Below are 25,961 nucleotides of genomic sequence, written 5' to 3' on the forward strand. Positions count from 1 at the left end.
CTCTCCTCTAAATATAATAATTATATCATATAAAATAAAGCCTGATTACCTGAAGTTGTGTTATTTTAACTCAACTAATGTAACCCCGGTGCCTCCTTCACCATATTCCCCCAATCTATAATTTTTTACATGGGAATGACGTTTCAGCATATCTGTTATGGAATTTCTAAGTACACCAGTACCTTTCCCATGTATTATAGTTACTTCCTTGAGTCCACCCAGATAAGCATCATCTAAATATTTATCTGTAGTATAAATTGCTTCTAAGGAATCCATTCCCCTCAAATCCACAGAAGTAGAAACATCCCTCAAGTTTAATTTAGCTTCTCTTTTTACCTTCTTCTTTTTATCCTTCAAATCACCTTTACAAGCTCTTAAATCTTTTAAATTCACGCTTATTTTCATAATTCCAGCTTGAACCTGCAATTCTCCTTTATTATCCGGTTTGGACAAAACCAATACCTTTTGATTCAGGGAAGGAATAAACACTTCCTGCCCTTCTTTTACAGATTGAATTTTTTCACCATCTTCAGTTTTTGCAGTGTATAATTCTTCCTCGGTTTTTTCCAATTTATCTTTAAGTTTCTTCCTGTTTTCCTCTAACCTGTGTCTTGCCGAAGAAGTATATCCCATTTTCTCTAATTCTCTCATATCCTTTAAAATTTTATCTGCCTCTTCTTTAGACTGCTTTAATATTTCCTTTGCCTCTCTCCTGGCTTCAATAATGGATTTATCCCTTATGCTCTGCAGTTTATTTGCCTTTTCCTCATATTTATATTTGATTTTAGCTGCATCATTTTTTAAAATCTCTGCTTCTCTGGCATAATTCTCAGCCTTTGATCTTTTTTCCTGAAGACTTTGAATTAAATCTTCAAACTTTAAAGCTTCACTAGCTATATTTTTTCTTGCATCTTCTATTATAAATTCAGGCAATCCGAGTCTTTTCGATATTTCAAAAGCATTTGATTTTCCTGGTACTCCTATCATAAGTCTATAAGTGGGCTTTAATGTTTCCACATCAAATTCCACTGAAGCATTTTCTACACCCTGGCTTTTCAGTGCATATACTTTTAATTCACTATAATGAGTTGTGGCAGCTATAGTACATCCCCTGTTCTTCAAATTTTCAAGTATGGACACTGCCAATGCTGCACCTTCCGTGGGATCCGTACCTGCTCCTAGTTCATCAAATAACACCAGGGATTTTTTATTGGATTCTTTAATAATATTTACTATATTGGACATATGTGAAGAAAAGGTAGATAAATTCTGCTCAATGCTCTGTTCATCCCCAATATCAGCAAATATTTCAGTAAAGAAACCTACCGTTGAATTTTCCCTGGCAGGTATCATAAGACCACACAATGCCATGATATGTAAAATTCCTATAGTTTTAAGTGCTACTGTTTTTCCTCCTGTATTGGGACCGGTTATAACCAGGCAGGTAAAATCCCTGCCTATGTGTACATCCATAGGCACTACCGATTTTTTGTCTATAAGAGGGTGCCTCCCCTCTATTATATCAACTAATCCCTCCTCATTTACCTTTGGAACAGCTGCATTTAATTCACTGCCGAATTTGGCTTTTGCAAATATAAAATCCAATTCCCATATTATATCTGCATTGATTTTAACTGCATTTATATTTTCATATATTTCACTGGATAATTCAGCTAATATCCTGTCTATTTCTGCTTTCTCCTTTAATTTCAACTCTTTTATTTCATTATTTAAATTTACAAGTCCCATAGGTTCTATATAAAGTGTAGCTCCGCTGGAACTTTGATCGTGCACAAGTCCAGGCACCGAGGATTTATTTTCTGCCTTTACAGGCAATACATATCTATCTCCTCTCATGGTATATAAATTATCCTGTAAATATGAAGAATAGGTCCTTATAAATGAATTTACCTTATCCCTCACAGAAGCATTTTTATCCTGTAGGCTTTTTCTAATATTATATAATACAGGACTTGCTTTATCAGATATTTTTTCTTCACTTTCTATTGACATAAGAATTCTGTTTTCCAAATCTTTTAAAACTATAATACCTGCACATATATCTTCTATAATTTTAAAATGCTCTTCTTCTTCTTTGGTACTTATATATTTTTGGAATCTTCTAGCAGCTCTCAAAACTGCGCCTATTTTTAAAATTTGTCCAGGCATTAGGACAAAACCTTTTTCAGCCATTTCTATACCCTGTCTTACATCATATACTCCTTCAAAAGGAGGAGCCCCTCTAAATATAAGAAGCTTTAGCGCTTCACTGGTTTCCTGCAGATGTTCCTTCACTTCATAGGTGCTATTGTACGGAGTTAAAGCTTCTATTAAATCTTTACCCGCGCTGGTATTTGCATATTTTTTTAACTTTTCTTTTATTTTGTTAAATTCCAATATTTTTAACGATTTTTCATTCATTTAAATTTATCTATCCTTTCAATGAAAAATAAGTTTATTATTTGTTGATATAATTTATTCTACACCATTTTTATAATGTCCTCGTGTAAATCCGCTAAAGTCACCTTCAAATTCTTCTTTTTCAAAATATCCTAATATTTTTTTAGTCTGATTATAATCCTCATCTATAAAATCCACCCTAAAGCTGTTTATACCCGCATTTCTTAACTCCCTTATATTAGGAACTAAGTTGATAGGCACAGTATTGTATATATAATTTCTGCAAAACTTATCCGTTTTTATTTTAAATTCTTTTTTCTTTCTGTCCAAAAGCAAAAATTCTCCTTTTTTACAAGCTTCATTACAGCCTTTAGAACCATATTTATTTCCCAGAGTACTTCCTATAACACAGTGTTCACTTATCATAAGTTCTATTTTGCCATATACAAGTACCTGTGCTTTAGCCCTGGCTTTTTCAATAAGATCCTTTATCTCATGTTTGTTTAATTCCACACTTAGGCAGTTCCCATTTGTAATTTTACTATAAAAATTCAAAGCAGAGCTATTTGTTATATTTAATTTATAATCTCCTAAAATCCTTGTTTTATCTTTAAATTTACTTATTACACCTAAATTAGCAGTAACTATACCCTCAATTTTATTTAGATTTTTATTTATAAACTCTTCTATATAATTAAACTCCTCTTTTACTATATTGGGTATTTTAATATATATTTTTTTAGATTCAAAGTTTTCTAAATCTTTAATTTTACTCTGCTGAAATGGATTTATGCATATGCACTGAAAATTTGATTCCAATACTGCCTTTAATTGTTCACCACTGCTTACAAATACTATTTTTTCAGGTAAATTTGCCTTATGAAGTTCACTTTTTATAATGAATGGATTATAAACATCCCTATGGCAATTATTATTTCCACTATTTTTATTCAATATATATTTTTTGATTTTTTTCAGAAGCTCTCTTCTAACTTCATTTAGTGCAGACACAGGCAAAAATCCATTTTCAAAATATTTAAACTCTATACTGCTGAATTCAAATATTTCTTCTCCTGTTTTATTTAAATTTTCATATATTCTTTCTTTATTCAAAGGCTGATTCAATGCCTTTACAACTTTTTTTCCCTCTGTTTTAAAATTCACACCATCATAACAGGTTTGTAATGTAATAGGTCTTCCCTGCTGAAATCGCACCATCAATGGCAATTTAACCTTTTTTAAGCGGGGATTTTTATAGATTTTCTGCAATTGTCTAATTTGTGTTAAATCAGATGTCTTGTATATTGTATTTTCCCCTTTACATTTAAAAGGTATGATTTTTACATTTTCTCCTGCACAGGCCTTTGCTACTTCTGTTTTCCCCTTGAATATCTTAGAAACAGCAAAACCTTCATTTCCAATTCGCACTCCATCCCCCGGAGATATGTCCCCAATTAAAGAAATAGTTTTATCATCCCTAATACGGCCTATTTTTATTCCAGTATTTTTAGGGAAAGAATAGGACATCATATCCTTTCCGGTGTTTCCATATAAATAAGCTTTTGAAAAACCTCCTCTGTTAAATAATTGCAAAAGGTTTTTTTTACTATTATTTAAATAGGACATATCATTTAATTTTTCGGAATTCTCATAAAAATTATCCATTGCATTTCTATATTCTCTTACCACTCCCGCCACATATTCAGGCCTCTTCATTCTTCCTTCAATTTTTAAAGAAGATACACCACTTTTCATTATTTTTCCTATATCCTCAATAGTGCACATATCTTTGGGACTCAAAAGATAGCCTCTTTTTTTATTTTCACCTTTTTTGTCCATTATCTCATAGGGAAGTCTGCAGGGCTGAGCACATCTTCCTCTATTTCCACTTCTTCCTCCAATAATACTACTCATAAGGCATTGTCCGGAATAACAAATGCAAAGGGCACCATGTATAAATATTTCCGTTTCTATTCCCATATCTTTAGATATGTGTTCTATTTCTTTCAATGAAAGTTCTCTTGAAAGTACTATCCTTTTAAATCCTATGCTGTTTAAAAACAGTGCAGCTTCACCATTATGTATGGTCATTTGAGTGGAAGCATGTAATTCAAGGTTTGGAATTCTGTCTTTTAAAATGGAGGAAAATCCTATATCCTGTACTATAAGGGCATCTACTCCTATATTATATAAAAACTCAGCATATTTACAAGCTTCATTTAATTCCTTTTCTTTCATTATAGTATTTATAGTAACATACACTTTAGCATTGTATGAATGGCAATACTCTACTGCCTTTTCCATGCTCTTGTCATCAAAATTATGTGCATAGGCCCTGGCAGAAAATTTACTTCCTCCCAGATAAACAGCATCTGCTCCTGAACCAATAGCAGCATACATACTCTCCAAGCTTCCTGCAGGAGCTAATAATTCTATTTTTTTCATCACTTTATCACCTTCACATCAATTATATAATAAATCAACATAGTTGAAAATTATATTGTAATTTTATCTTTTTTTAAACCATATATTATAATTGAAACAATTATAGATAGTATATGAGGAAGTAGAAATTCAGGAGGTAAAATTATGGCTTTTTGTATAAGTTGTCCAACTGATGATATATATATATCAGAATTTTTTCCCGCTAAAAATTTTGTATCATCCCCATTTTTATATACAGGAGAATATACCGAACATAATAAATGTCCAGATGCTTATAGAAGTCTGTTAAAATTCAATACTACAAATATAATACCATCTAAAAGTTCCATAGAAAAGGTGACTTTGAATCTCTATGTAAATAGAAAAGATAGAACTGATTATAAACATTCATCCCAATGTCTGACTGTTTATAGTAATCTAGTAAACTTCAGTGAAAATACGGCAACTTGGAATAATGCCCCCAATATTTCTATAACTCCATATAGTAAAACAATTTTAAATAAAGATATGGGCAGCTATATACAGTTGGATATCACCTGTCTATTCTTAAAATGGCATAATAAGATTATCGCAAATAATGGCATAACCTTAGTGGGGTCAGAAAATATTATTGATACCATAATTGGATATGGCAGCAGCAGATCTTCCAATTCGCCTTATCTCTCAATTAAATATACTTATAACACATAATGCCAGCAATATACCAAAATATAACTGTTGGCATTATTACATAAATATAAGAAATTATTATTCAAAGTATGTAACAAAAAAACCGAAAAATCTATATATTATAATTGAAACAATTTTAATTATTTATACAAGAGAGTAATACTCGAAAAGTGAGGAGGAAAATTTATGGCTTTTTACACGGCCTATCCAACTGATGACGTATATATATCTGAATTTCTTCCAAATCAAAACTTTGCTTCATCACCTGTTTTGTATGTGGGAGAATTTTCTCAATATAATGGATGCCCAGATGATTATAGAAGCCTGTTAAAATTTGATATTGCTAGTTCAATACCTTCTGGAGGTACAGTAACGAATGCAATTTTATATCTTTATGTAAATCGAAAGGATCAATCTGATTGTCAGCACCCATACCAACAGATAACTGTTTATAACAATTTAAGTGATTTTAATGAAAATACAGTTACCTGGAGCAATGCACCTAATATTGCTATAACTCCTTATAGTGAAACAATATTAGATGAAGATGTTGGCAGTTATATTCAAATAGATATCACAAATTTAGTTATTGATTGGTATAACAATTCAGTTCAAAATAACGGAATAACTCTAGTTAAATCGGAAAACAGTATTAATACCATAATAGGTTTTGACAGCAGCAGAGGAAATTGTCCACCTTATTTGTTAATAGGATACAATGATGACTGCACTGATCCTTGTAATCCATGTCCACCTGTATGCCCTACCGGCGCTACCGGTCCTCAGGGTGCTACTGGCGCTACTGGCGCTACCGGTCCTCAGGGTATCCAGGGTGTTGCAGGACCTACTGGCGCTACCGGCCCTCAGGGTATCCAGGGTGTTGCCGGTGCTACTGGCGCTACCGGTCCTCAGGGTATTCAGGGTGTAACTGGCCCTACTGGCGCTACCGGTCCTCAGGGCATTCAGGGTGTTGCAGGTGCTACTGGTGCTACCGGTCCTCAGGGTATTCAGGGTGTAACTGGCCCTACCGGTGCTCAGGGTATTCAGGGTGTTGCAGGCGCTACTGGTGCTACCGGTGCTCAGGGTATTCAGGGTGTTGCAGGTGCTACTGGTGCTACTGGTCCTCAAGGCATTCAGGGTGTTGCAGGACCTACTGGCGCTACTGGCCCTCAGGGTATTCAAGGTGTTGCAGGACCTACTGGCGCTACCGGTGCTCAGGGCATTCAGGGTGTTGCAGGCGCTACTGGCGCTACTGGCCCTCAGGGTGTTCAGGGTGTTGCAGGACCTACTGGTGCTACCGGTCCTCAGGGTATTCAGGGTGTAACTGGCCCTACTGGTGCTACCGGTGCTCAGGGCATTCAGGGTGTTGCAGGATCTATAGGTCCTACTGGTCCTCAAGGTGTTCAAGGTGTTCAAGGTATCCAGGGTATCCCTGGTGCTACCGGTCCTACCGGAGCTACTGGAGCAACTGGCGGAGGCGGCGCTATAATTCCATTTGCATCAGGTCTTCCTACTTCATTAACTACTGTTTTAAGTGGATTATTAGGAACTGTAAGTCTAGTTGGTTTTGGGAACTCAGTTACTGGTGTGAATGTTGCCGGAGGCGGTACTATTGACTTAACAGGTGCTGGAGGAACTCTGCTCAACTTTGCACTTTCCGTTCCTCGTACCGGTACTATTACTTCAATATCCGCATATTTCAGCACTACAGCATCATTGACTCTTATAGGTTCAACTATAAGTATTACCGCACAATTATATCAATCAACTACACCTAATAATATTTTTACTCCAATCTCAGGTGCTGCTGTAACATTATCTCCAGCATTAACGAATATAATTTCAATTGGTTCTATTAGCAGTGGCTCTGTTACAAGTCTGTCAATACCGGTAACTACAGGAACTCGTTTATTAATGGTATTTTCATCAGATGTCACATCTGGTATTGATTTAGCTACAACCATTGCAGGTTATGCGAGTGCTGGTGTTAATATCAATTAATTTATTTTTCTATTAAAAAAGCCATTTCTCTATATAAACTACTTTTATAGAGAAATGGCTTTTTAAAATTTATCTGAAATTTTATTTAAATAACCTGTTGTTTAAATTTTTATGGCTAAAATCACATATATTATGAAAAAACATATTATAAATAAGAGTATACGTCATACCTCACTTATGATATCAAGTAATTTTTAAGTTCAAACAGAGTTTTCTCATGTGGATGCTTTTCGTATCTAAACCTTAAAAAAACTTATCCATGGTCACAGCAGTGCTTATACTCCGTTTTACAAAGCTGGTCATATTGGCAATAGCAGCTTCAGGATAAACTTTTATTATAAAATTAATACAAGTGGAGATGATATATTGGAACATTCCATAACAATAAGCCTTTGTATGATAGTAAAAGATGAAAAGGATACAATAGATCGCTGCCTTTCATCAGTTAAAGATATAGTTGATGAAATCATAATAGTAGATACAGGATCTTCTGATAATACAAAGGATATATGTTCAAAATTTACTGATAAAATATATGATTTTAAATGGATAAATGATTTTTCAGCAGCAAGAAATTTTTCATTCAGTAAGGCTACCAAAAAATATATATTATGGCTTGATGCAGATGATATCCTGCTTCCTGAAGATATAAAAAAATTTAAAGTTATGAAGAAGTCTTTTGATACTTCTTTAGATTCTGTAACCATGAAATACAATATCGCATTTGATGAATACGGCAATATAACTTTAAGCTACAGGCGGAACAGATTAGTCAAAGCTTCAAGGAATTTCAGATGGATAGGCTTCATTCATGAATATCTGGAGGTATATGGCAGTACACTTGATTCTGATATAAATATAACACATAAAAAAATAAACTACAAACCTAATCGCAATATTGAAATCTATGAAAACAAATTAAAGGAAGGGATAAATTTTTCTTTAAGAGATATTCTTTATTATGGCAATGAACTCTATGATCACAAAAGATATATTGAGGCCATTAAATATTATTCTGAATTTTTAGCTTCCAATGAAGGATGGTTAGAAGATAAGCTCAGAGTATGCAATAATATGTGCGATTATTATTTATCAATAAATAAACCTGAAGAAGCTAGAAAATATATATTCAAAAGCTTTGAATACGACAGTCCCAGAGCTGAAGGCTGCTGTCGAATTGGTTTTTCATTTCTAAATGAAAATAAATTATATCAGGCAATATTCTGGTATGAAATGGCTTTAAAATTGGAAAAGCCTAAAAATAGTCTTGGATTTTTTAATGATGCCTACTGGACCTGGATCCCCCATCTTCAATTATGCGTCTGTTATGATAAACTTGGAAATCATAAATTAGCATACTCTCACAATGAAATGGCCGGTAAATTCAGACCTGCTGATAAGCATATACTTTTTAACAAAAATTATTTTAAGGATATGGGTATATAATTTGCTCTTCTATTCACAATTCATATAGATCACCAGCTAAAATAAGATTTAACAGTAAATGAAGATTTTCGATATTAACCGAAAATCTTCATTTAATCTTTACTGTAAACTATAAAATCTCAACTGCCCACTGCCCACTGTCAATTGTCAATTGTCAATTGTCAATTGACAAATGCCCTGCCCCTAATATATTACCTTCTACCAAATAAATCTTATTATTTTGCCCTATATTAAAATCATACATATTATGAATATCAACAACATGATTATACCTTTTTAATATATCAATTTTTGAATTGAACCATCTCATATGGCCATCAGAATAAAAATTAGGTACAGAAAATATAATATTTGAACCAATTTTAATTCTATTTATTAACCCTATGTCATTATCCAAATACTCAAACACTTCAAATAAAACGACTATATTATATTCTCCATTAACTATATCAGATGTATAGGCATCATCCACTTTAAACAAATTCCTATATTTATCATTTCTTATCTTAGCCATTTTAATTGCCTCCTGGCTGAAGTCTATCCCCCTGTAATTGGTTATGCCGCTATCAAATACAAGATTTGCAAATTGACCCACTCCACAACCTATATCTATAATATTGGCATCTCTTATACTTTTAATAATTTCCATGCTTTTACTCCAAATGGGAAAATACTGTGTTTCACTGTAATGCTTAAAATAGGTTTCATTCCACCCACCGCTTTCATATTATGTTTATTTTCAATCTCATATAAATTAGCCAAAGCATATAATAAATTCACATCTAATGGATTTATTTTCAAACCCTTATTAAGTGTATCATAAGCCTCATCTAATTTATTTTCTCCCATAAGAATTTGCAAGCTGTGTTCAATCTGCTTTCTATAACTTTGAAAAAAAAATTGGTTATTCAAATCTTTATCCATATTCTCACCTTTTACCCCACATAATAGTATATCTATAGAGTTTCATATAATTCTTTGAAGCACTTATCAAAATTTTAATTTTTTATAATATTACAATATGTTGTTTAGCTTTAGTTTTTCAATTATATTGGATACCCTTTTGTCCCAGCTGTTATTTAGTGCAAAGTTTCTCCTTGAAATGACAAGACTTTCATTATCTTCATCAATTGATTTTATTATATTCTCTATAAAATCTTCATTTTTCCGCGATATATAACAACTGCTTCCCATTTTGACAACTTCTTCTATAGCAGTACTTACTACTGGCTTTCCCATAGACAAATATTCATACAGCTTTATGGGATTGCAGCCATTTGTCATCTCATTTACTTTAAATGGTATAATACAGCAGTTAAAATTGCTAATGTAGTAAGGAAGTTCTTCATATTTCTTCTCACCTAAAAAATAAATATTATTATTACTAAAATTTATATTTATATCTCCATATTTAGCTCCTACAAATACAAAGTCATAATTACTGTTTGATATATATTCAACCAAGTCCCAATCTATCCATGTTGCCACAGCTCCCACATATCCCACAACTTTTCTATTCCTGGGAATATCCACTGGAATTTCATTCTTATCCAGGGAAAAATTATCTACATCAAGTCCATTTTTAACTAAATAGATATTATTATGTCTTGGAAAAAATTTTTTATAAAGTTTATCTGCTGTTACAAATACTATATCCGCTGCGCTTAACATATCGTCTACATATATATTCCAGGCCTTAAATTCATGTGAATAATCATCTACTATATCGTATATTACATAATCATGGCATATATCATCTATTCTAACTACTTGTTCTGGAGAAGAACACCATAATATTACAGGCTTAATTAACCTTTCAACATTAATTTTATACTTTGCTCCCACTTCATATAGATTTCTATTTATCTTTATAAAATACTCTTCATTTATATTATCCATATAATATACAATATGTCCCATTTCACTTAATTTTCGCATTATCTGTTGAGGTCTTTGATACATTTTATTATATGGAACTGTAGGCATTTGGATAAAAGTAGCCAATTGCACCCTCCTGTTTTTATATTACTTTACAAGACTTTTATAACTTTCAAATAATACACTTATACATCTTCTCCAGTTATAATTTTTAATCACATACTTTTTTAATTTTTCATCCTTTTTCTTTTGAAAAGAACGTATTACAGCATCTTTTATACTATTTTCATTATAAGGGTCGCAGTAGATGCACATATTTTTAAAATATTCTCTTGTACTTCCTTCTATGGTTGAAACTATATTACAACCACTGACAGCTGCTTCTAAAGAAGATAAGCCCGGTGTCTCCACAAAACTTGGCAGTATATGAACCCTGGCACACATACTGGCATTGTATATATTGTAGTCATTCATAAATCCCAGATATCTTACATTATTGTAGGACATACATTTATTAAAATAATTCATATCATTTATACTTCCTATAAGCACTAACTGCAGCCCCAGTTGACTGCATATTTTACTTAAAGCAAGTTGATTTTTCCTACTGCATATTCTTCCTACACAAAGTACGTAATCATTTAATCCATATACTTCCTTGAAATTATAGGGAACTCTGTGTCCTGTTTCCGTTCCATTATAAATTACTTTATAAGGAGCATTTATATGAAAATCTTTCTGTATCTGAATGTTTTCCAATTTACTATTAGGATATATTGATTTGCATCCCATTAATATCTCTTTCCTGCACCTATCCAACTTATCCCACAGTATTAAATTTCTAGTATCCTTTACATAATTATAATATTTCTTTAAGTTCCAATATATAGGTGATAATACTACGGTTTTATTATAATATTTAGCTCTTTTGTAGTATTTATAAGTTTCTTCAACTCTGGTTAAATTAAACAGATGTATAATATCATAAGATGAGTAATCATATATGGACCCTGTATTTATATCCACTTTCACCTTTTTCTCTTTTAAATACTTAGCTGTTTTCATAAGCTGCATTGAGTCTCCTGCAAAATTACTGAAGCAGTCTCTTCTTATGCAAAATAAAGCTTTCATATTAATCCTCCAGACAATATTACAATAAAGTTTTTTTACTCATCTTATTATATGCAGATATTTAAATTTAGTTATTAAAAAGAAATCCGAACCAATATCATTATCAGTCCGGATTCTACCTTGCCTCCTTATTTAAAAGAGGATTTTTCTGTTTTTTTTCCTTTGCTAAATTTATTTGATTTTCTATTAACTTATGCTGAAGATCTATTATCTTGTATTTTCCAGATTGGACCTGGAATTTCAACTCCTTATTTTCTTCTGTAATTTTTGTATTTTCCTTTATATATTTTTGAGTGGTTTCCTTTATAATTTCTATTTCAGCTTGGAGTTTTTCAATATGTTCGTCTTTTTCTTTTAATTGTTTATTATTTTCAGTTCTTTTTAACTTTTCTTTAAACTCTCCATTAAGCTCTTCTGTATATTTAAGTTGTTTTTTTAGGGAACTAATCTGATCTTCATAAACCTTTTCAACCTTTTTTAACTCTCTTACCTGCTTTAACAACTCATCATTATGTTCTTGTGTTTTTAACATATCATCTGCTACATTAAGTGCAGATAAAATGGCTGCTGAGGAAGTGCTTAACTTATTATTGTTTCCCAATATATTTTTTACTTTCTTATCTACATAACTGGCTACTTTATGCAAATATTCTTCCTGTTCATCACCTTTTAAATTGTATTCAATTCCATTTATAAATACTGTTACTACATTCATTCAAACACCCTCTCAGATCAATGCTGTTTTCCAATTTCCTATAAGAACATTCTATCACAAATCTTATATATGTTAAATATTATATTTAAGTTTAAATTTTTATAAAGTATAATTAAATTAAGTTAGACAGTTATTCATTTACCATCTAACTTAATTAAATAATAATTATTTATCTGAGCTGTGCCCCGAATTTATGCTCTAATGCCTTTAATATTTTATCATGAATCTTATTTACTTCCTCATCTGTAAGAGTTCTATTTTCAAGCCTGTAGGATATAGAATAAGCTACACTCTTCTTCCCTTGAGCCACTTGCTTTCCCCTGTAGACATCAAAAAACTTTACACTCTCTACTATATTTCCCCCCTGCTTCTTTATAACATTTTCTATTTCTTTTACCAGAACATCTTCATCCACCAATATTGACAAATCCCTTGTAACTGCAGGAAACTTAGGAAGTGGCTTATACTTTTTATCCCAATTGGCATATTCATAAAGCACATCTAAACTCAATTCTGCCACATAACACTTCTCATCAATTCCATAATTATCTAGTACGTTGGGATGAATCTCTCCTAATATTCCCGCCATATTCTTTTTGATATATAAGCATGCTGTCTTTCCCGGATGAAAACTTGGATTATTGCTTTCCCTTTCAAAATAAAATTTTTCTATTCCCAGCACCTCTAATATATTTTCCACTATGCCCTTTAAATTAAAATAATTCACTCCGCCATAAATGCCAATAGTAACAATATTCTTTTCATGAGGCAATTTATTTGTATCTTTATTGGGCATATATACTTTACCTATCTCAAATAACCTGACCAGCTCATTTTTCCTGGAATAATTTCTACCTAAGGATTCCATCATAGAAGGAATTGTAGTAGTTCTCATTATACTGTAATCTTCTCCCAGAGGATTCTTTATAGCTACAGCATTTCTGAGGGCACTATCCTCTGGCAAAAGTATTTTGTCAAACACCTTCCTGCTAATGAAGGAATAACTTATGGATTGATTTAAACCACTTGAAGTAAGTGCTCTTAGAATTTCATCATCTAATTTCTGTTTAGTATTTTTCCCACCCCTGGTACTTACACTTTTTATTATAGTGGAAGGTACATTGCTGTATCCATATATTCTAGCTACTTCCTCGGCAATATCTTCTTTTATCTTTATATCTGCAGTTCTAAAAGTAGGTATATTTATTTTTAAAACTTCTCCTTCAATTTCTGTATTTAATTCCAGTCTATTTAAGCATTGGGCCATTTCATTTTTAGATATTTCAGTACCTAAAAAATCATTTATCCAATTGTAATTTACCTGCAGACTAACCGGTTCAACTTTTTTCTTGTATATATCAATTGTACCCTGCATAACTTTTCCTGCCCTTAGTTCTTCCACTAAATGACAAGCCCTATCCATAGCCATTTCAGCCAAATTAGGATCCAGATCTTTTTCAAACCTGGTTGAAGCTTCCGTTCTAAGTCCTAATTTTTGAGAAGAAATTCTTATATTAACCCCGTCAAAATTGGCACACTCAAATACTATGGATGAAGTATCCTCTTTAACTTCAGAATTAAGTCCTCCCATTATTCCTGCAATGCCTATAGCTCTGTTTCCATCTCTTATGGTAAGCACATTTTCATCTAACACTCTTTTCTCATTATCCAATGTGACAAATTCTTCTCCGTTTTTTGACCTTTCAACTACTATGTTACCGGATTCTATATGTCTTGTATCATAAGCATGCATGGGCTGCCCTGTTTCAAGCATTACAAAATTAGTTATGTCCACTAAATTATTTATAGGTCTTACCCCTGCCTCCAGAAGCCTTTCCTGCATCCATCCAGGAGACTGTTCTATTTTTACATCTTCTACTCCTCTTGCCATATATCTTCTGCAAAGCTCATCCTTTACTTCCACCTTCAACTCATCATTTATATTCTTATGTGAAGAGGCCGCATACCCTGACTCAGGCATATTATACTTTTCATTTAAAGTTGCTGCGGTCTCTCTTGCCATTCCTATGATACTTAAACAATCAGGCCTATTAGAAGTTATTTCAAAATCCAATATGCTGCTGGTCATATTCAGTACTTCTTTTATGTCTTTTCCAAGTGGAGTGTCTGCCGGTAAAATCATAAGCCCATATACAGGCTTATCCCCGGCTATTCCCAATTCTTCTTCAGAACAAAACATTCCATTTGACATAATTCCTCTTAATTTTCCCTTTTTTATCTTTACTCCTCCATGGATTATCGAATCATGGAGTGCAACTGGAATTATATCATTTTCTTTCATATTAGTTGCAGCAGTTATAATTTGAAGCAATTCGTCTTTTCCTGTATCCACCTGACACACAACCAATTTATCTGCATTGGGATGTGCTTCTATTTTTACTATCTTACCTGTAACTACATTTTGAATTTCATCTCCAGTTGTAATAACTTCTTCAACCTTTGAACCGCTTAAAGTCAGTTTATCTCCCAGGGCCTTCCCTGTAATATCTATTTTAACATAATCTTTCAGCCAATTTACTGGTACTTTCATAAAAAAATCCCCTTTCTCATTCTAACTAAAGTCACTAATTAAATCCCGGCCATTTTACCTAAACTAAAATTGGTCCAGAAATCTCATATCACTTTCATACATATTTCTTATATCATCTATGCCATATTTTAGCATTACCATTCTGTCTACACCCATTCCAAAGGCAAATCCGCTGTAGACTTCAGGATCTATGCCGCAATTCCTAAGCACCTGTGGATGAACCATACCACATCCCAAAAGTTCTATCCATCCTTCGCCCTTGCATACTCTGCATCCCTTTCCATTACATACAAAACAGGTAGCATCCATTTCTGCTGATGGTTCAGTAAAAGGAAAATGATGGGGCCTGAATTTTGTTTTCATGCCTTCTCCAAACATTTTTTTGGCAAACAATTCAAGAGTACCTTTTAAATTTGCAAAAGTTATACCTTTATCCACTACAAGGCCTTCCATCTGATAAAATATAGGTGAATGAGTAGCATCTACCGAATCTGCTCGATAAACCTTCCCTGGGGATATCATTTTTATTGGAGGTTTTTGCTTCTTCATAGTTCTTATCTGTATGGGCGATGTCTGGGTCCTAAGCACTATATTATCGTCTATGTAAAATGTATCCTGTTCTCCTCTTGCTGGATGATTTTTAGGTATATTCAGTGCTTCAAAATTATAATAGTCCTCTTCAATTTCGGGTCCTTCTTCTATAGTAAATCCCATTGAAATAAATATTTCCTTCATGTTCTCCAAAATCTGTTCCAAAGGATGGCGTCTTCCAATATTTTGTTTTATGCCAGGCATAGTTATATCAATTGTCTCGCTCCTAAGTTTTTCTTCTGTTTTAAAGTCTTTTATTTTCCTGGATGTCTCTTCTATGGCATTTTCTAAAACGGATCTGATTTCATTGGCAAGCCTTCCAACCATGGGCCTCTCTTCTTGAGAAAGTGTTTTCATTGCCCTAAGTATTTTAGTTAATTCACCTTTCTTTCCCAAATACTTAATCCTTATATCCTCTATACTCAGGCTGCTCTCTCTATCCTGCAATTCCTTAAGTGCATTTTCTTTAATTTTCTCTAATTTCTCCTTAATCATACTCATACTAAATTCTCTCCCTTCTCAGTAAAATTCAATTTCTTGAATTAAAATATTATATAAAAAAAAGCCCTCCCAGTTAAGGGACGAACTTCTATTCCGCGTTACCACCCAAATTAATATTATAAAATAATATTCTCTTTGAAAATTTATCGGCATTACCGCTAACTGCTACTCATATTTCACAGATAGTACTCCAGAGTGAACTTCAATATACAATATTCTTAAAAAAGCTTTCAGCCCTGACTTTTTTTCTCTACAAAAACTCATATATCTACTTTCTCTTTCACAGTATAACATTATAAAATTTTTTATTATCTATATCTTTAAATATTACATATACTTTTATCTATTGTCAATATCAAAATTTTGAATTTTGTCTCACTGCTTCAAACATCATTATAGATACTGCTACAGCTGCATTTAAGGATTCAGCTTTCCCAGGCATCGGTATTCTTGCTTTTATATCCGCAATTTGTTCTATATCCTCACTCAGTCCATTTGCTTCATTTCCCACAGCAAATATAATTTTCTGTTTTAAATTTGTATTATAAAAATTAGTATCTGCATCCAGAGAACTGGCTATGAGCTTAAACCCCTCTTGCTTCAGGGTTTTAGTTTTTTCGAGATCCGTATCTTGAATTATGGGGATATAAAAAACAGAACCCATAGTGGATCTCAGCGTTTTTTCATTATATATGTCTACTGTTCCTTTTGTTATTATAACTCCTAAAGCTCCAGCTGCATGAGAGCTTCGTATTATAGTACCCATATTTCCTGGATCCTGTATTCTATCTGCCAGCACATAAAATCCCCCTGTATTTTTAGGGCTTAGCTGCGTATTCTCTACCACGGCAGCCACCCCCTGAGGACTTTCAGTACTGCTGATACTCTTTAGCACCTCATCAGTAACAATATATACGGAAGATCTATATCCAATCTTTTCTTCCATGAAAGTCTTTTCCCACTTATCATAAAAACTGTCACTTAGGAAAATAGCAGACACCCTAAAGCTGGAATTCAAAGCTTCCCTTACAAATCTAAAGCCTTCTATTAAAAACTTTTTATTTTCAATTCTGTATTTTTTCTCCATCAGCTTTCTAGCCTGTTTTACCTGCAGATTATCTCTGCTCTTAATTATATTCATTGAACTCATCCTCATTATTTATCTTAGAATTCAATAAAAGAGCCCAGTAAACTATACTGCACTCTTTTATGCCATAGCTGTCATTAATAACACTCCCATCTTTTCAAAGTGAGAGATAATAATCAATGCTAAGCCCCTGAAGAGGTTCTTCCAAGGTTCTGTGTGAAAAATATTCCTTGTAAAAAACTCTGCTAAACCTGAGAATCACTTGATGTAGCTTGAATTATGCGCTTAATTGTTTTTTAGCTATGTCAACTAATTCAGTAAATGCTTTTGGATCATTTATTGCTATTTCTGAAAGCATTTTTCTGTTTACATCAATGCCAGCTGTCTTTATTCCATTTATAAACTTGGAATAGGAAAGTCCATTTATTCTAGTTGCAGCATTTATCCTTGCTATCCAAAGCTTTCTAAAATCTCTCTTTTTTAATTTTCTTCCTATATATGCATTTCTTAAAGCTCTTATAACTGTTTCATTGGCGGATCTGAATAATCTGCTTTTGCCGCCATAATAGCCCTTTGCAAGCTTTAATATTTTCTTATGATGTTTACGAGCATTCATAGCTCTTTTTACTCTTGCCATTTTAAAACCTCCTTTTAAAATCTTTTAATTATACATAAGGTATTAATTTTTTCATTGTTTTCTCTTGAGTTTCCGACACATATCCTGTTTTTCTAAGATTTCTCTTGGTCTTTGTACTTTTCTTCGTCAATATGTGGCTTCTGAAGGCTTTTGCCCTCTTTAACTTGCCTGTTCCTGTAACTTTCAATCTCTTTGCTACACTTCTTTTTGTTTTCATTTTTGGCATAACAACTTCCTCCTCTCAATTATGCTTTTTTTATTGATAATGTCATTGTCATATTTCGGCCTTCAAGTTTTGGCTGTTTCTCTATTATACTAATATCTTCAAGTTTAGAGTAAAAATTATTTAAAGTCTTTCTACCTATAAAGGAATAACCAGCCTCCCTACCTCTAAATCTTATAGTGACTTTAACTTTATCTCCTGCAATTAAAAATTTTCTTGCATTTTTAGCCTTAATGGAAATATCATGTTCTTCTATAGTTGGACTAAGCCTAACTTCTTTTATATCAATGACTTTCTGCTTTTTTTTAGCTTCTTTCTCCTTTTTGGACTGTTCATAAATAAACTTGCCATAATTCATTACCCTGCACACTGGTGGATTTGCATTAGGAGATATCATAACCAAATCAAGTTCTTTTTCTTCTGCAAGCTTTAAAGCTTCTTCTAAAGGCACAATTCCAATCTTGTCTCCATCATTTGAAATAACCCTTACTTCCTTTTCAACTATATCGCTATTTAAAACAAAGCCTTTATTAATAACATTCACCTCCTAGGTGGATTTAACAAAAAATATGAAAAAGGACGGCATCTGCCGTCCCTTGAATACATCAAAATAAAGAATTTATAATAAAATCCTTAAAACCTTACTGGCTCTGCCGTAAGGTGAGAAACGGCTGGTTTCTTCTTAACGAATTATATTATACTATTTTTGTCATTGTAAGTCAATATATAAATTTAATTTATATATCACTTACCTTATTGGAAATTTCATCTTTAAGCTTTGCTATAAAATCATCCAGTGACATGGATCCTAAATCTCCGTTTTTTCTGCTTCTTACAGATATATTCTTTTCACTAACTTCCTTGTCACCCAGAATAATCATATAAGGTACTTTTTGCATTTGAGCTTCCCTTATCTTATAGCCTATTTTTTCATTTCTCACATCAGCTTCCACCCTTATATCCTGATCTTTTAATTTTTTGATTACCTCTTTTGCATATTCTTTTTGATCATCAGTAATGTCCATGACTTCTACCTGAACCGGTGCAAGCCAAGCTGGAAATGCCCCTGCATAATGTTCTATAAGAATTCCTATGAACCTCTCTATGGAACCAAATACAACTCTGTGTATCATAACCGGCCTGTGTTTTTCTCCATCCGCACCTATATAGCTGAGATCAAATTTTTCCGGCATCTGGAAATCCAACTGTACTGTTCCGCATTGCCAAGTTCTTCCGATGCAGTCTCTTAAATGGAAATCTATTTTAGGTCCGTAAAAAGCTCCATCACCTTCATTGACTTTATAATCAAGTCCTGCAACTTTTAATGCATTTCTCAATCCATCAGTTGCAGCTTCCCAATCTTCATCACTTCCCATGGAATTTTCAGGCCTTGTAGAAAGCTCTACAAAATACTTGAATCCAAATACCTTATAAAAATCATCTATAAGTTTTATAACCTGTATTATTTCATTTGTAATATCCTCTTTAGTAATGAATATATGGGCATCATCCTGAGTAAAACATCTTACTCTCATAAGCCCATGAAGAGCTCCTGATTTTTCATGCCTATGGACAATTCCCATTTCACCATATCTTTTAGGTAAATCTCTATAAGAACGTATGCTGTTCTTATAAATGAGTATAGCTCCTGGACAATTCATAGGCTTTATAGCATAATTTTCTCCATCTATTTTAGTAAAATACATATTTTCCTTATAATGATCCCAATGTCCTGATTGATGCCATAGCTCTTCATTTAATAAAACCGGAGTCATTACTTCATCATAATCGGCTCTTCTGTGCATTTGTCTCCAAAAATTTTGAAGTTCATTTCTAATTATCATTCCCTTTGGATGGAAAAATGGAAATCCAGGTCCCTCTTCATGCATGCTGAATAAATCCAATTCTTTCCCCAATTTTCTATGATCTCTTTTCTTGGCTTCTTCCATAAGTTTAATATAATCTTCAAGATCGCTTTTCTTTTCAAATGCAGTTCCATATATTCTTTGAAGCATCTTGTTCTTTTCATTTCCACGCCAATAAGCACCTGCTATGGAAAGGAGTTTTATTGCCTTTACCTTCCCTGTAGAAGGTAAATGAGGTCCTGCACATAGATCTACAAAATCCCCTTGTCTGTAAAAAGATATAATTTCATTCTCCGGCAAATCCTTTATCAATTCCACCTTGTAAGGTTCTTTTCTTTCTTCCATAAATTTTATGGCTTCTGCCCTTGGAAGTTCAAATCTTTCCAGTTTAATATTCTCTTTGACTATTTTGTTCATTTCATTTTCGATCTTAACTAATAATTCCGGTGTAAATGAAAAATCTGCATCTACATCATAATAAAATCCTGAATCTATGGCAGGTCCTATAGCAAGTTTAACCTCCGGATACAATTTCTTTATTGCCTGGGCAAGTATATGAGAAGCTGTATGTCTCAATATCCTTTTTCCATCTTCATCTTCAAAAGTGAGAACTTCAAGTTTGCAGTCTTCATTTACAGGATGATTTAATTCCACTATTTCACCATTTATTTTAGCTCCCAGTGCTTTCTTCCCAAGGGAAGTACTTAGTTTCTTTGCAATATCGCTTACCTTTAATCCTTTCTCTTCATCCAATTCTTTACCATCTTTGAGACTTATTTTTATCATAATTGTTCCTCCTTATAAATCTATTTTAATTTAAAATTTATAAAAAAAATTCTTCCCAATATAAGGGACGAATTTACCGTGGTTCCACCCAAATTTAACAAGAAATTTATAAATCTATCTGTTATCTTTGACTCTTTAACGCAGATTAAACGGAAATACCTACTAAAAATTTCAGTATACAACTCCAAGGTGGTTTTCGATAAATTTTGTTTAAAGGATATCTCAGCTTAAAATCCCTCTCTCTTAAAACAAACTTTTATTTACTCTTCCTTTTCATAATTTTTCTTAAATTTAATAAAATATAAATACTTTACTTTTAGCTTATATAAAAATAAACAACAAAAAACTCCTCCCAAAATATGGGACGAGTATTACCGCGGTTCCACCCAAGTTAATAATAAAAAAACTATTCATCAATTTAAATACTATTCACTCTACCTTTAACGTGGGTTAACGGAAATACCTACTAAAAATTTCAGTATACAACTCTAAGGTGGTTTTTCAATAAACTTTATTTAAAGGATATTTCAGCTTAAAATCCCTCTCTCTTAAAATAATTAATTTATTTACTTTTCCCTTTCATAGTTTTTATTTCTGTTTAGGCTTATTATATTATTCTAAAATCAATATGTCAACATGAAAATTAAACTTTTTATAAATCATACTCTATTTAAATTACTCTTTACCGATTTGCATATACTACAGCTGTTGCAGAATTCAACTCTATCGGTAAAAACTTTTTCAATTGTATCTATCAGTTCTGAATTCCTGCAATTTTCAGCACAATGAATTACTATCTTTTCCGGTGAATTGGTTATCAATGCACTTATTAAAACATCATCTAAATCTGAATTTATATTTTTATTGCATTTTAATGCTTTTAAGTCTTTAAAAAAGCTTTCTGTTATATCGCTTTCTTTATCTTTTATTATATATTTTCCATCATTATCTATTATTATACTTAAATAGTCTATTTTACTTTCTTGAATTTCTACAAAATATTTTAAAAGCTTTATAAATTCATTGTATTCCTTATCCACCATATACCTTTCAACCACTTTATCAATTATACTTTCCAGATCACCTAAAAGTTCCCTGATTCTAAAAGTTATAAATCCTTCTATATTTATCTCATTATTTTCATTTATACAATTTGATATTTTATCCAATATGTCATTTCTCTTATTTATACAAAAAATGGAGTTTTCATCCATAATTTCCATTTCACCTTTCAATACTTTTAAGCTTTCCAGCCTAATTTCCTCCAATTCCTCATATTTCAGGAAAAAATATTCGTTAGACAAAAAAGCCAGAATATCTTTTTCATAAAACTCATCTATCACTATATTATATATAATGTTTGCAATATACATATTATATATATTCATAAGTTTATTGTTTATTTCTCTATCACAAAATAGTTTGAGGAAGTGAGTATCAGACTCTATACTTTCATATACACCAATGAGCACGCCTTTATGCCTGAAATATTCTTTTAGTTCTTGAATACCATGTATTACACTTTCCTTTTCCTTATCGTAAACTATAGTTGTTAATAGCATTATTCACACTCCCTTCAAAAATAGTATGTGTCTAAAAAAAATCTATATTCAAATTTCTATTGTCAAATATCGACATAACAAAGTCAATATATTAAAATGATATTTTAATATGGTAAACAAATAATAAATAAAATCATATTATCAATAATTTTAAAATTCACTAAAGCCAGTGCGATTTTTTAATATAAAGTATTGACAATATATAGAACTCAATATATAATATGAATTGTCGTGGTGATAATGTGATTATGGGCGCATAGCTCAGCTGGGAGAGCATCTGCCTTACAAGCAGAGGGTCACAGGTTCGAGCCCTGTTGTGCCCACCATAATGTTACGGCCCAGTGGCTCAGTTGGTTAGAGTGCCGGCCTGTCACGCCGGAGGTCGAGGGTCCGAACCCCTTCTGGGTCGCCATATGGCCAGATAGCTCAGTCGGTAGAGCAGAGGACTGAAAATCCTCGTGTCCCTGGTTCGATTCCTGGTCTGGCCACCATTTAAAATATGCGGGAGTGGCTCAGTGGTAGAGCGTCACCTTGCCAAGGTGAACGTCGCGAGTTCGAATCTCGTCTTCCGCTCCACTTTTTATATGGCGCTATAGCCAAGTGGTAAGGCAGAGGTCTGCAAAACCTTCACCCCCAGTTCAAATCTGGGTGGCGCCTCCAAAAATAAAAGTAGCTTATTATCAATATTTGATAATAAGCTACTTTTATTTTCCGCATATCTAAACTTTTTATATCAAGGAAATTTATGTTAAAAATAATTAAATAATTAGTGAAATTGCACAATACACAAGCAGTAATGCCATTATAGTATTAGCTAATTTACTATTCTTTATATGGATAAACTTAATACTGTCATTGCTGAAAATTTCAAAAAATTCGTGAAGAAAAGAAACTTAGCCTCGATAATGTTTCAAAATTAACTGGTGTAAGTAAAAGCATGCTTGGACAAATTCAACGTTGTGAAGTAAATCCAACTGTATCAACAATATGGAAAATTGCAAATGGCCTTAAAATATCCTGTACCCAGCTTATGAGTATGCCGGAAGCTGACTTTGAAATTGTTGATAAACTCAAGGTTCAGCCCCTTGTTGAAGACAATGGCAAAGTAAGAATATTCCCTATGTTTCCTTTTGACAGTATAAGGAGATTTGAAGTATATTCTGTAGAAATTGATACAGGAGGTTATTTATGTACAGAAGCTCACAGACAAGGTACGCAAGAATTTATAACTGTCTTTTCCGGAAATCTTACTGTCAATGCAGATAATAAAAATTTTACTGTAAAACCTGGTAACTCCATCCGGTTCAAAACAGATAATGTTCATGATTATAAAAATAACTGCGATGATATTTGCTCATTAAACATGGTCATTTATTATCCAATATAGAACATTTAATAATATTAAGTTTTAATGTTTCACTTTCATGTATATTTTAAATACCAGCTTCTCATCTTCTCTATATGCCCTTATAAATCCACCATGGTGTTTAACTATTTCTCTTACAATTGACAATCCCAGACCGCTGCCTTCTTTTTTTCTGGACAAATCTCTTTTATACAGTCTTTCAAAGAAATTCTCCACATCTTCATGGCCAACTGGGGTTTCAGGAATATTTGATACTGAAATCACTGAATACAAGTTATCATTGTATTTTTCCTTGCCTACATTGAATTCAACAGCTGTACCATCCTTAGAATATTTAAGTGCATTACTCAAAAGATTGTTTACTGCCCTTAAAAACAGATTGGGATCTGCTTTGATACCAATAGGTTCCTGAGGTAATTTGAGAGAAAGCTTCAAGCCTTTCTGCATAAATTCCCCTTCCTCTTCTTCAGCTATCTGCCTTGCCAGTTCATTTAACTGCAGATATTGTTTTTCCAGTATTACGTCATTGGAAGCCAGCTTTGAATATTGAAAGAAATCGTCCAACATATTCTTCAAATACAATCCTTTTCTGTTCATTATATCTATGTAATTGGCAAGCTCTTTTTCTGAATCATATTTCCCGTTTTTAATCATATTTATATATCCCAATATAGTAGTTAAAGGTGTTCTAAGGTCATGGGATATATTGGTGAAAAATTCATTTCTGCTTTTTTCTTCTTTTTCTATTTTTGAAGCCATATAATTTATGTTTTCTGACAATTCCCTAAGCTCATTTTTATATTTAAGTGGAACTCTATTGGATAAACTGCCCTCAGCAATATCACTAACTGTTGACTTTATTTCAGATATATAGGATATGCGCCTCCATATGAGCAGGAAAAATACAATTATGAAGATTAAAATTGCCATTACACCTATAATGTTTCCATTATCCAGCTTACCATAACCATTGTATATATAATACAGATAATACCCCTCTTTTAGATAATCACACCTGGTTATTTTAACCAGGTTATCTCTATGAGTATTTAAAAACTTGAATGATCTTTTCCCATTTTCAATCTGATTATTATCTACACTTTTAATTTCACTATTGTTTGAAGCTATCACCCTTCCATCTTTTCTCACTACAAAAATAAAGTAAGTCATGCTAAACTCTCCATCCATGTATTTCTGTAATTTCCCCAAATCATTTATATTCATATTCTTCAGATCCTGCTCCACTGAAGCAATCATATTTTCATGTACGAATTTGGGAGTATGATCATAACTGTTCAAAAAAGAGCCAAGGACAGATTCCCTCAAAAAAACCGCGAGTATAAGGGATATAATTACTGAAATAACTGCAGAAAAAGCCAGCTCACTCCTTAATTTAAATATTCTTTTCAATCTTATAACCCACTCCCCATATGGTTTTTATATATTTGCCCTGCTTCATACTATCCCCCAGCTTTTCCCTCAGATTCTTGATATGCATGGTTACAGTATTGTCATTTTCCAGAAAGGTATCCTTCCAGATTATCTCATAGAGCATTCTGGTGGAATATACCCTTCCTTTATTTGATGCCAGTATGTACAAAATCTCATATTCCTTTGGAGTAAGCACAATTTCCACATTATCTTTTTTTACTGTATGTTCCAGGGTATTTATTTCTATATCCCTAATTTTCAATATGTGGTTTTGCAGTATATTACCGGACTTAGATCTCCTGAGTACAGCCAACACCCTTAATGAAAGTTCTGTAAAATCAAAGGGTTTTACTATATAGTCGTCACATCCAGCTATGAATCCCCTTATCTTGTCCATTTGCTGGTCTTTTGCAGTGAGAAGTATAACAGGCAGACTTGAGAATTCTCTGAGTCTAGACAGCATGGTATACCCATCCATCTTTGGCATCATAATATCCAGAATTATCAGAGAAACTGACTTCGACCTCAAAATTTGCAGTCCTTCCTCTCCGTCAGAAGCATTATATACCGGATAACCTTCCTTTTGAAAATAATTTACAAGCATATTCCTTATGTCATTGTCATCATCTATTATCAATATATTTTCCTTCACAACAATCACCTAATTTAAAATTAT

The 25,961-nt window shown here is 32.7% G+C and carries 21 protein-coding genes, 5 tRNA genes and 4 other annotated features; of the genes, 9 read left to right on the plus strand and 17 right to left on the minus strand.

The features are described from left to right. Positions 1–60: 60 nt before the first annotated feature. Positions 61–2,421 carry an endonuclease MutS2 gene (locus tag ACYUJ6_RS12805; RefSeq protein WP_461843155.1) on the minus strand — a complete coding sequence of 787 codons (2,361 nt, stop codon included), beginning with the start codon at positions 2,419–2,421 and terminating at the stop codon, positions 61–63. A 54-nt stretch (positions 2,422–2,475) separates the two neighbouring features. Next, a complete protein-coding gene (locus tag ACYUJ6_RS12810; protein WP_461843156.1) occupies positions 2,476–4,845 on the minus strand; it encodes a DUF3656 domain-containing U32 family peptidase in 2,370 nt (789 codons plus the stop codon). A gap of 144 nt (positions 4,846–4,989) precedes the next feature. On the opposite strand from ACYUJ6_RS12810, the gene ACYUJ6_RS12815 reads away from it, so the two are divergent. The 3 genes from ACYUJ6_RS12815 (at position 4,990) to ACYUJ6_RS12825 (ending at position 8,961) form a co-directional block, all read left to right on the plus strand. Further along, the gene (locus tag ACYUJ6_RS12815; protein WP_461843158.1) at positions 4,990–5,535 is read left to right on the plus strand and encodes a DNRLRE domain-containing protein; all 546 of its coding nucleotides are present in this window, start codon (positions 4,990–4,992) and stop codon (positions 5,533–5,535) included. Positions 5,536–5,700: 165 nt separating this feature from the next. After that, positions 5,701–7,515: an exosporium glycoprotein BclB-related protein gene (locus ACYUJ6_RS12820; RefSeq protein WP_461843159.1), complete on the plus strand. Its 1,815-nt coding sequence runs from the start codon at positions 5,701–5,703 to the stop codon at positions 7,513–7,515. A gap of 396 nt (positions 7,516–7,911) precedes the next feature. Continuing rightward, on the plus strand, positions 7,912–8,961 hold the full coding sequence (locus tag ACYUJ6_RS12825) for a glycosyltransferase (RefSeq protein ID WP_461845510.1): 1,050 nt from the start codon (positions 7,912–7,914) through the stop codon (positions 8,959–8,961). A 154-nt stretch (positions 8,962–9,115) separates the two neighbouring features. Here the strand turns inward: ACYUJ6_RS12825 and ACYUJ6_RS12830 are convergent, their stop codons facing one another. The 13 genes from ACYUJ6_RS12830 to ytxC form a co-directional block, all read right to left on the minus strand. Next, positions 9,116–9,610 carry a class I SAM-dependent methyltransferase gene (locus tag ACYUJ6_RS12830; protein ID WP_461843160.1) on the minus strand — a complete coding sequence of 165 codons (495 nt, stop codon included), beginning with the start codon at positions 9,608–9,610 and terminating at the stop codon, positions 9,116–9,118. After that, a complete protein-coding gene (locus ACYUJ6_RS12835; protein ID WP_461843161.1) occupies positions 9,589–9,885 on the minus strand; it encodes a hypothetical protein in 297 nt (98 codons plus the stop codon). Before ACYUJ6_RS12835 ends, ACYUJ6_RS12830 begins: the two co-directional genes overlap by 22 nt. 90 nt (positions 9,886–9,975) lie before the next feature. Then, entirely contained in the window at positions 9,976–10,965 is a 990-nt protein-coding gene (locus ACYUJ6_RS12840; protein WP_461843162.1) for a glycosyltransferase, read from the minus strand. A gap of 21 nt (positions 10,966–10,986) precedes the next feature. Beyond that, positions 10,987–11,970 carry a glycosyltransferase gene (locus tag ACYUJ6_RS12845; protein ID WP_461843163.1) on the minus strand — a complete coding sequence of 328 codons (984 nt, stop codon included), beginning with the start codon at positions 11,968–11,970 and terminating at the stop codon, positions 10,987–10,989. Between the two features lie 115 nt (positions 11,971–12,085). Then, on the minus strand, positions 12,086–12,685 hold the full coding sequence (locus ACYUJ6_RS12850; RefSeq protein ID WP_461843164.1) for a cell division protein ZapA: 600 nt from the start codon (positions 12,683–12,685) through the stop codon (positions 12,086–12,088). A 169-nt stretch (positions 12,686–12,854) separates the two neighbouring features. Continuing rightward, a complete protein-coding gene (pheT, locus tag ACYUJ6_RS12855) occupies positions 12,855–15,236 on the minus strand; it encodes a phenylalanine--tRNA ligase subunit beta (RefSeq protein ID WP_461843165.1) in 2,382 nt (793 codons plus the stop codon). Between the two features lie 63 nt (positions 15,237–15,299). Next, entirely contained in the window at positions 15,300–16,319 is a 1,020-nt protein-coding gene (gene pheS / locus ACYUJ6_RS12860) for a phenylalanine--tRNA ligase subunit alpha (RefSeq protein WP_461845511.1), read from the minus strand. An 82-nt stretch (positions 16,320–16,401) separates the two neighbouring features. Beyond that, positions 16,402–16,621, minus strand: a binding site (T-box leader). Positions 16,622–16,683: 62 nt separating this feature from the next. Next, positions 16,684–17,469 (minus strand): TrmH family RNA methyltransferase, encoded by a 786-nt coding sequence (locus ACYUJ6_RS12865; RefSeq protein ID WP_461843166.1) that lies wholly within the window; start codon positions 17,467–17,469, stop codon positions 16,684–16,686. 223 nt (positions 17,470–17,692) lie between these two features. Then, positions 17,693–18,052, minus strand: a complete 360-nt coding sequence (rplT, locus tag ACYUJ6_RS12870) for a 50S ribosomal protein L20 (protein ID WP_369704282.1) — start codon at positions 18,050–18,052, stop codon at positions 17,693–17,695. A 28-nt stretch (positions 18,053–18,080) separates the two neighbouring features. Continuing rightward, positions 18,081–18,278: a 50S ribosomal protein L35 gene (gene rpmI / locus ACYUJ6_RS12875; RefSeq protein ID WP_461843167.1), complete on the minus strand. Its 198-nt coding sequence runs from the start codon at positions 18,276–18,278 to the stop codon at positions 18,081–18,083. A 19-nt stretch (positions 18,279–18,297) separates the two neighbouring features. After that, complete coding sequence (gene infC, locus ACYUJ6_RS12880) at positions 18,298–18,819, minus strand: translation initiation factor IF-3 (RefSeq protein ID WP_461843168.1); 522 nt, start codon at positions 18,817–18,819, stop codon at positions 18,298–18,300. Between the two features lie 21 nt (positions 18,820–18,840). Further along, positions 18,841–18,965: a sequence feature (ribosomal protein L20 leader region), on the minus strand. A 47-nt stretch (positions 18,966–19,012) separates the two neighbouring features. Continuing rightward, positions 19,013–20,926 carry a threonine--tRNA ligase gene (gene thrS / locus ACYUJ6_RS12885; protein ID WP_461843169.1) on the minus strand — a complete coding sequence of 638 codons (1,914 nt, stop codon included), beginning with the start codon at positions 20,924–20,926 and terminating at the stop codon, positions 19,013–19,015. A gap of 60 nt (positions 20,927–20,986) precedes the next feature. Continuing rightward, positions 20,987–21,212: a binding site (T-box leader), on the minus strand. A gap of 71 nt (positions 21,213–21,283) precedes the next feature. Then, positions 21,284–21,518 (minus strand) — a binding site (T-box leader). Positions 21,519–21,585: 67 nt separating this feature from the next. After that, positions 21,586–22,488, minus strand: a complete 903-nt coding sequence (gene ytxC, locus ACYUJ6_RS12890; RefSeq protein ID WP_461843170.1) for a putative sporulation protein YtxC — start codon at positions 22,486–22,488, stop codon at positions 21,586–21,588. A gap of 250 nt (positions 22,489–22,738) precedes the next feature. Here ytxC and ACYUJ6_RS12895 point away from each other — a divergent pair. The 6 genes from ACYUJ6_RS12895 to ACYUJ6_RS12920 all read left to right on the plus strand — a co-directional run bounded on the left by ACYUJ6_RS12895 (position 22,739) and on the right by ACYUJ6_RS12920 (position 23,875). Further along, positions 22,739–22,814, plus strand: a tRNA-Val gene (locus ACYUJ6_RS12895). 9 nt (positions 22,815–22,823) lie between these two features. Next, positions 22,824–22,900 (plus strand) — tRNA-Asp (locus tag ACYUJ6_RS12900). A gap of 3 nt (positions 22,901–22,903) precedes the next feature. Continuing rightward, positions 22,904–22,979: transfer RNA gene (locus tag ACYUJ6_RS12905), tRNA-Phe, on the plus strand. A gap of 10 nt (positions 22,980–22,989) precedes the next feature. After that, positions 22,990–23,064, plus strand: a tRNA-Gly gene (locus tag ACYUJ6_RS12910). A gap of 10 nt (positions 23,065–23,074) precedes the next feature. After that, positions 23,075–23,148 (plus strand) — tRNA-Cys (locus ACYUJ6_RS12915). Between the two features lie 214 nt (positions 23,149–23,362). Beyond that, positions 23,363–23,875, plus strand: a complete 513-nt coding sequence (locus tag ACYUJ6_RS12920) for a helix-turn-helix domain-containing protein (protein ID WP_461845512.1) — start codon at positions 23,363–23,365, stop codon at positions 23,873–23,875. A gap of 21 nt (positions 23,876–23,896) precedes the next feature. On the opposite strand, the gene ACYUJ6_RS12925 is transcribed toward ACYUJ6_RS12920, so the two are convergent. Beyond that, positions 23,897–25,264: a sensor histidine kinase gene (locus tag ACYUJ6_RS12925; protein WP_461843171.1), complete on the minus strand. Its 1,368-nt coding sequence runs from the start codon at positions 25,262–25,264 to the stop codon at positions 23,897–23,899. After that, positions 25,248–25,937, minus strand: coding sequence for a response regulator transcription factor (locus tag ACYUJ6_RS12930; RefSeq protein ID WP_461843172.1), 690 nt, complete (start codon positions 25,935–25,937; stop codon positions 25,248–25,250). The genes ACYUJ6_RS12925 and ACYUJ6_RS12930 overlap by 17 nt, the downstream gene beginning before the upstream one ends. Positions 25,938–25,961: the final 24 nt, after the last annotated feature.

Source organism: Clostridium sp. JNZ X4-2 (assembly GCF_054889485.1).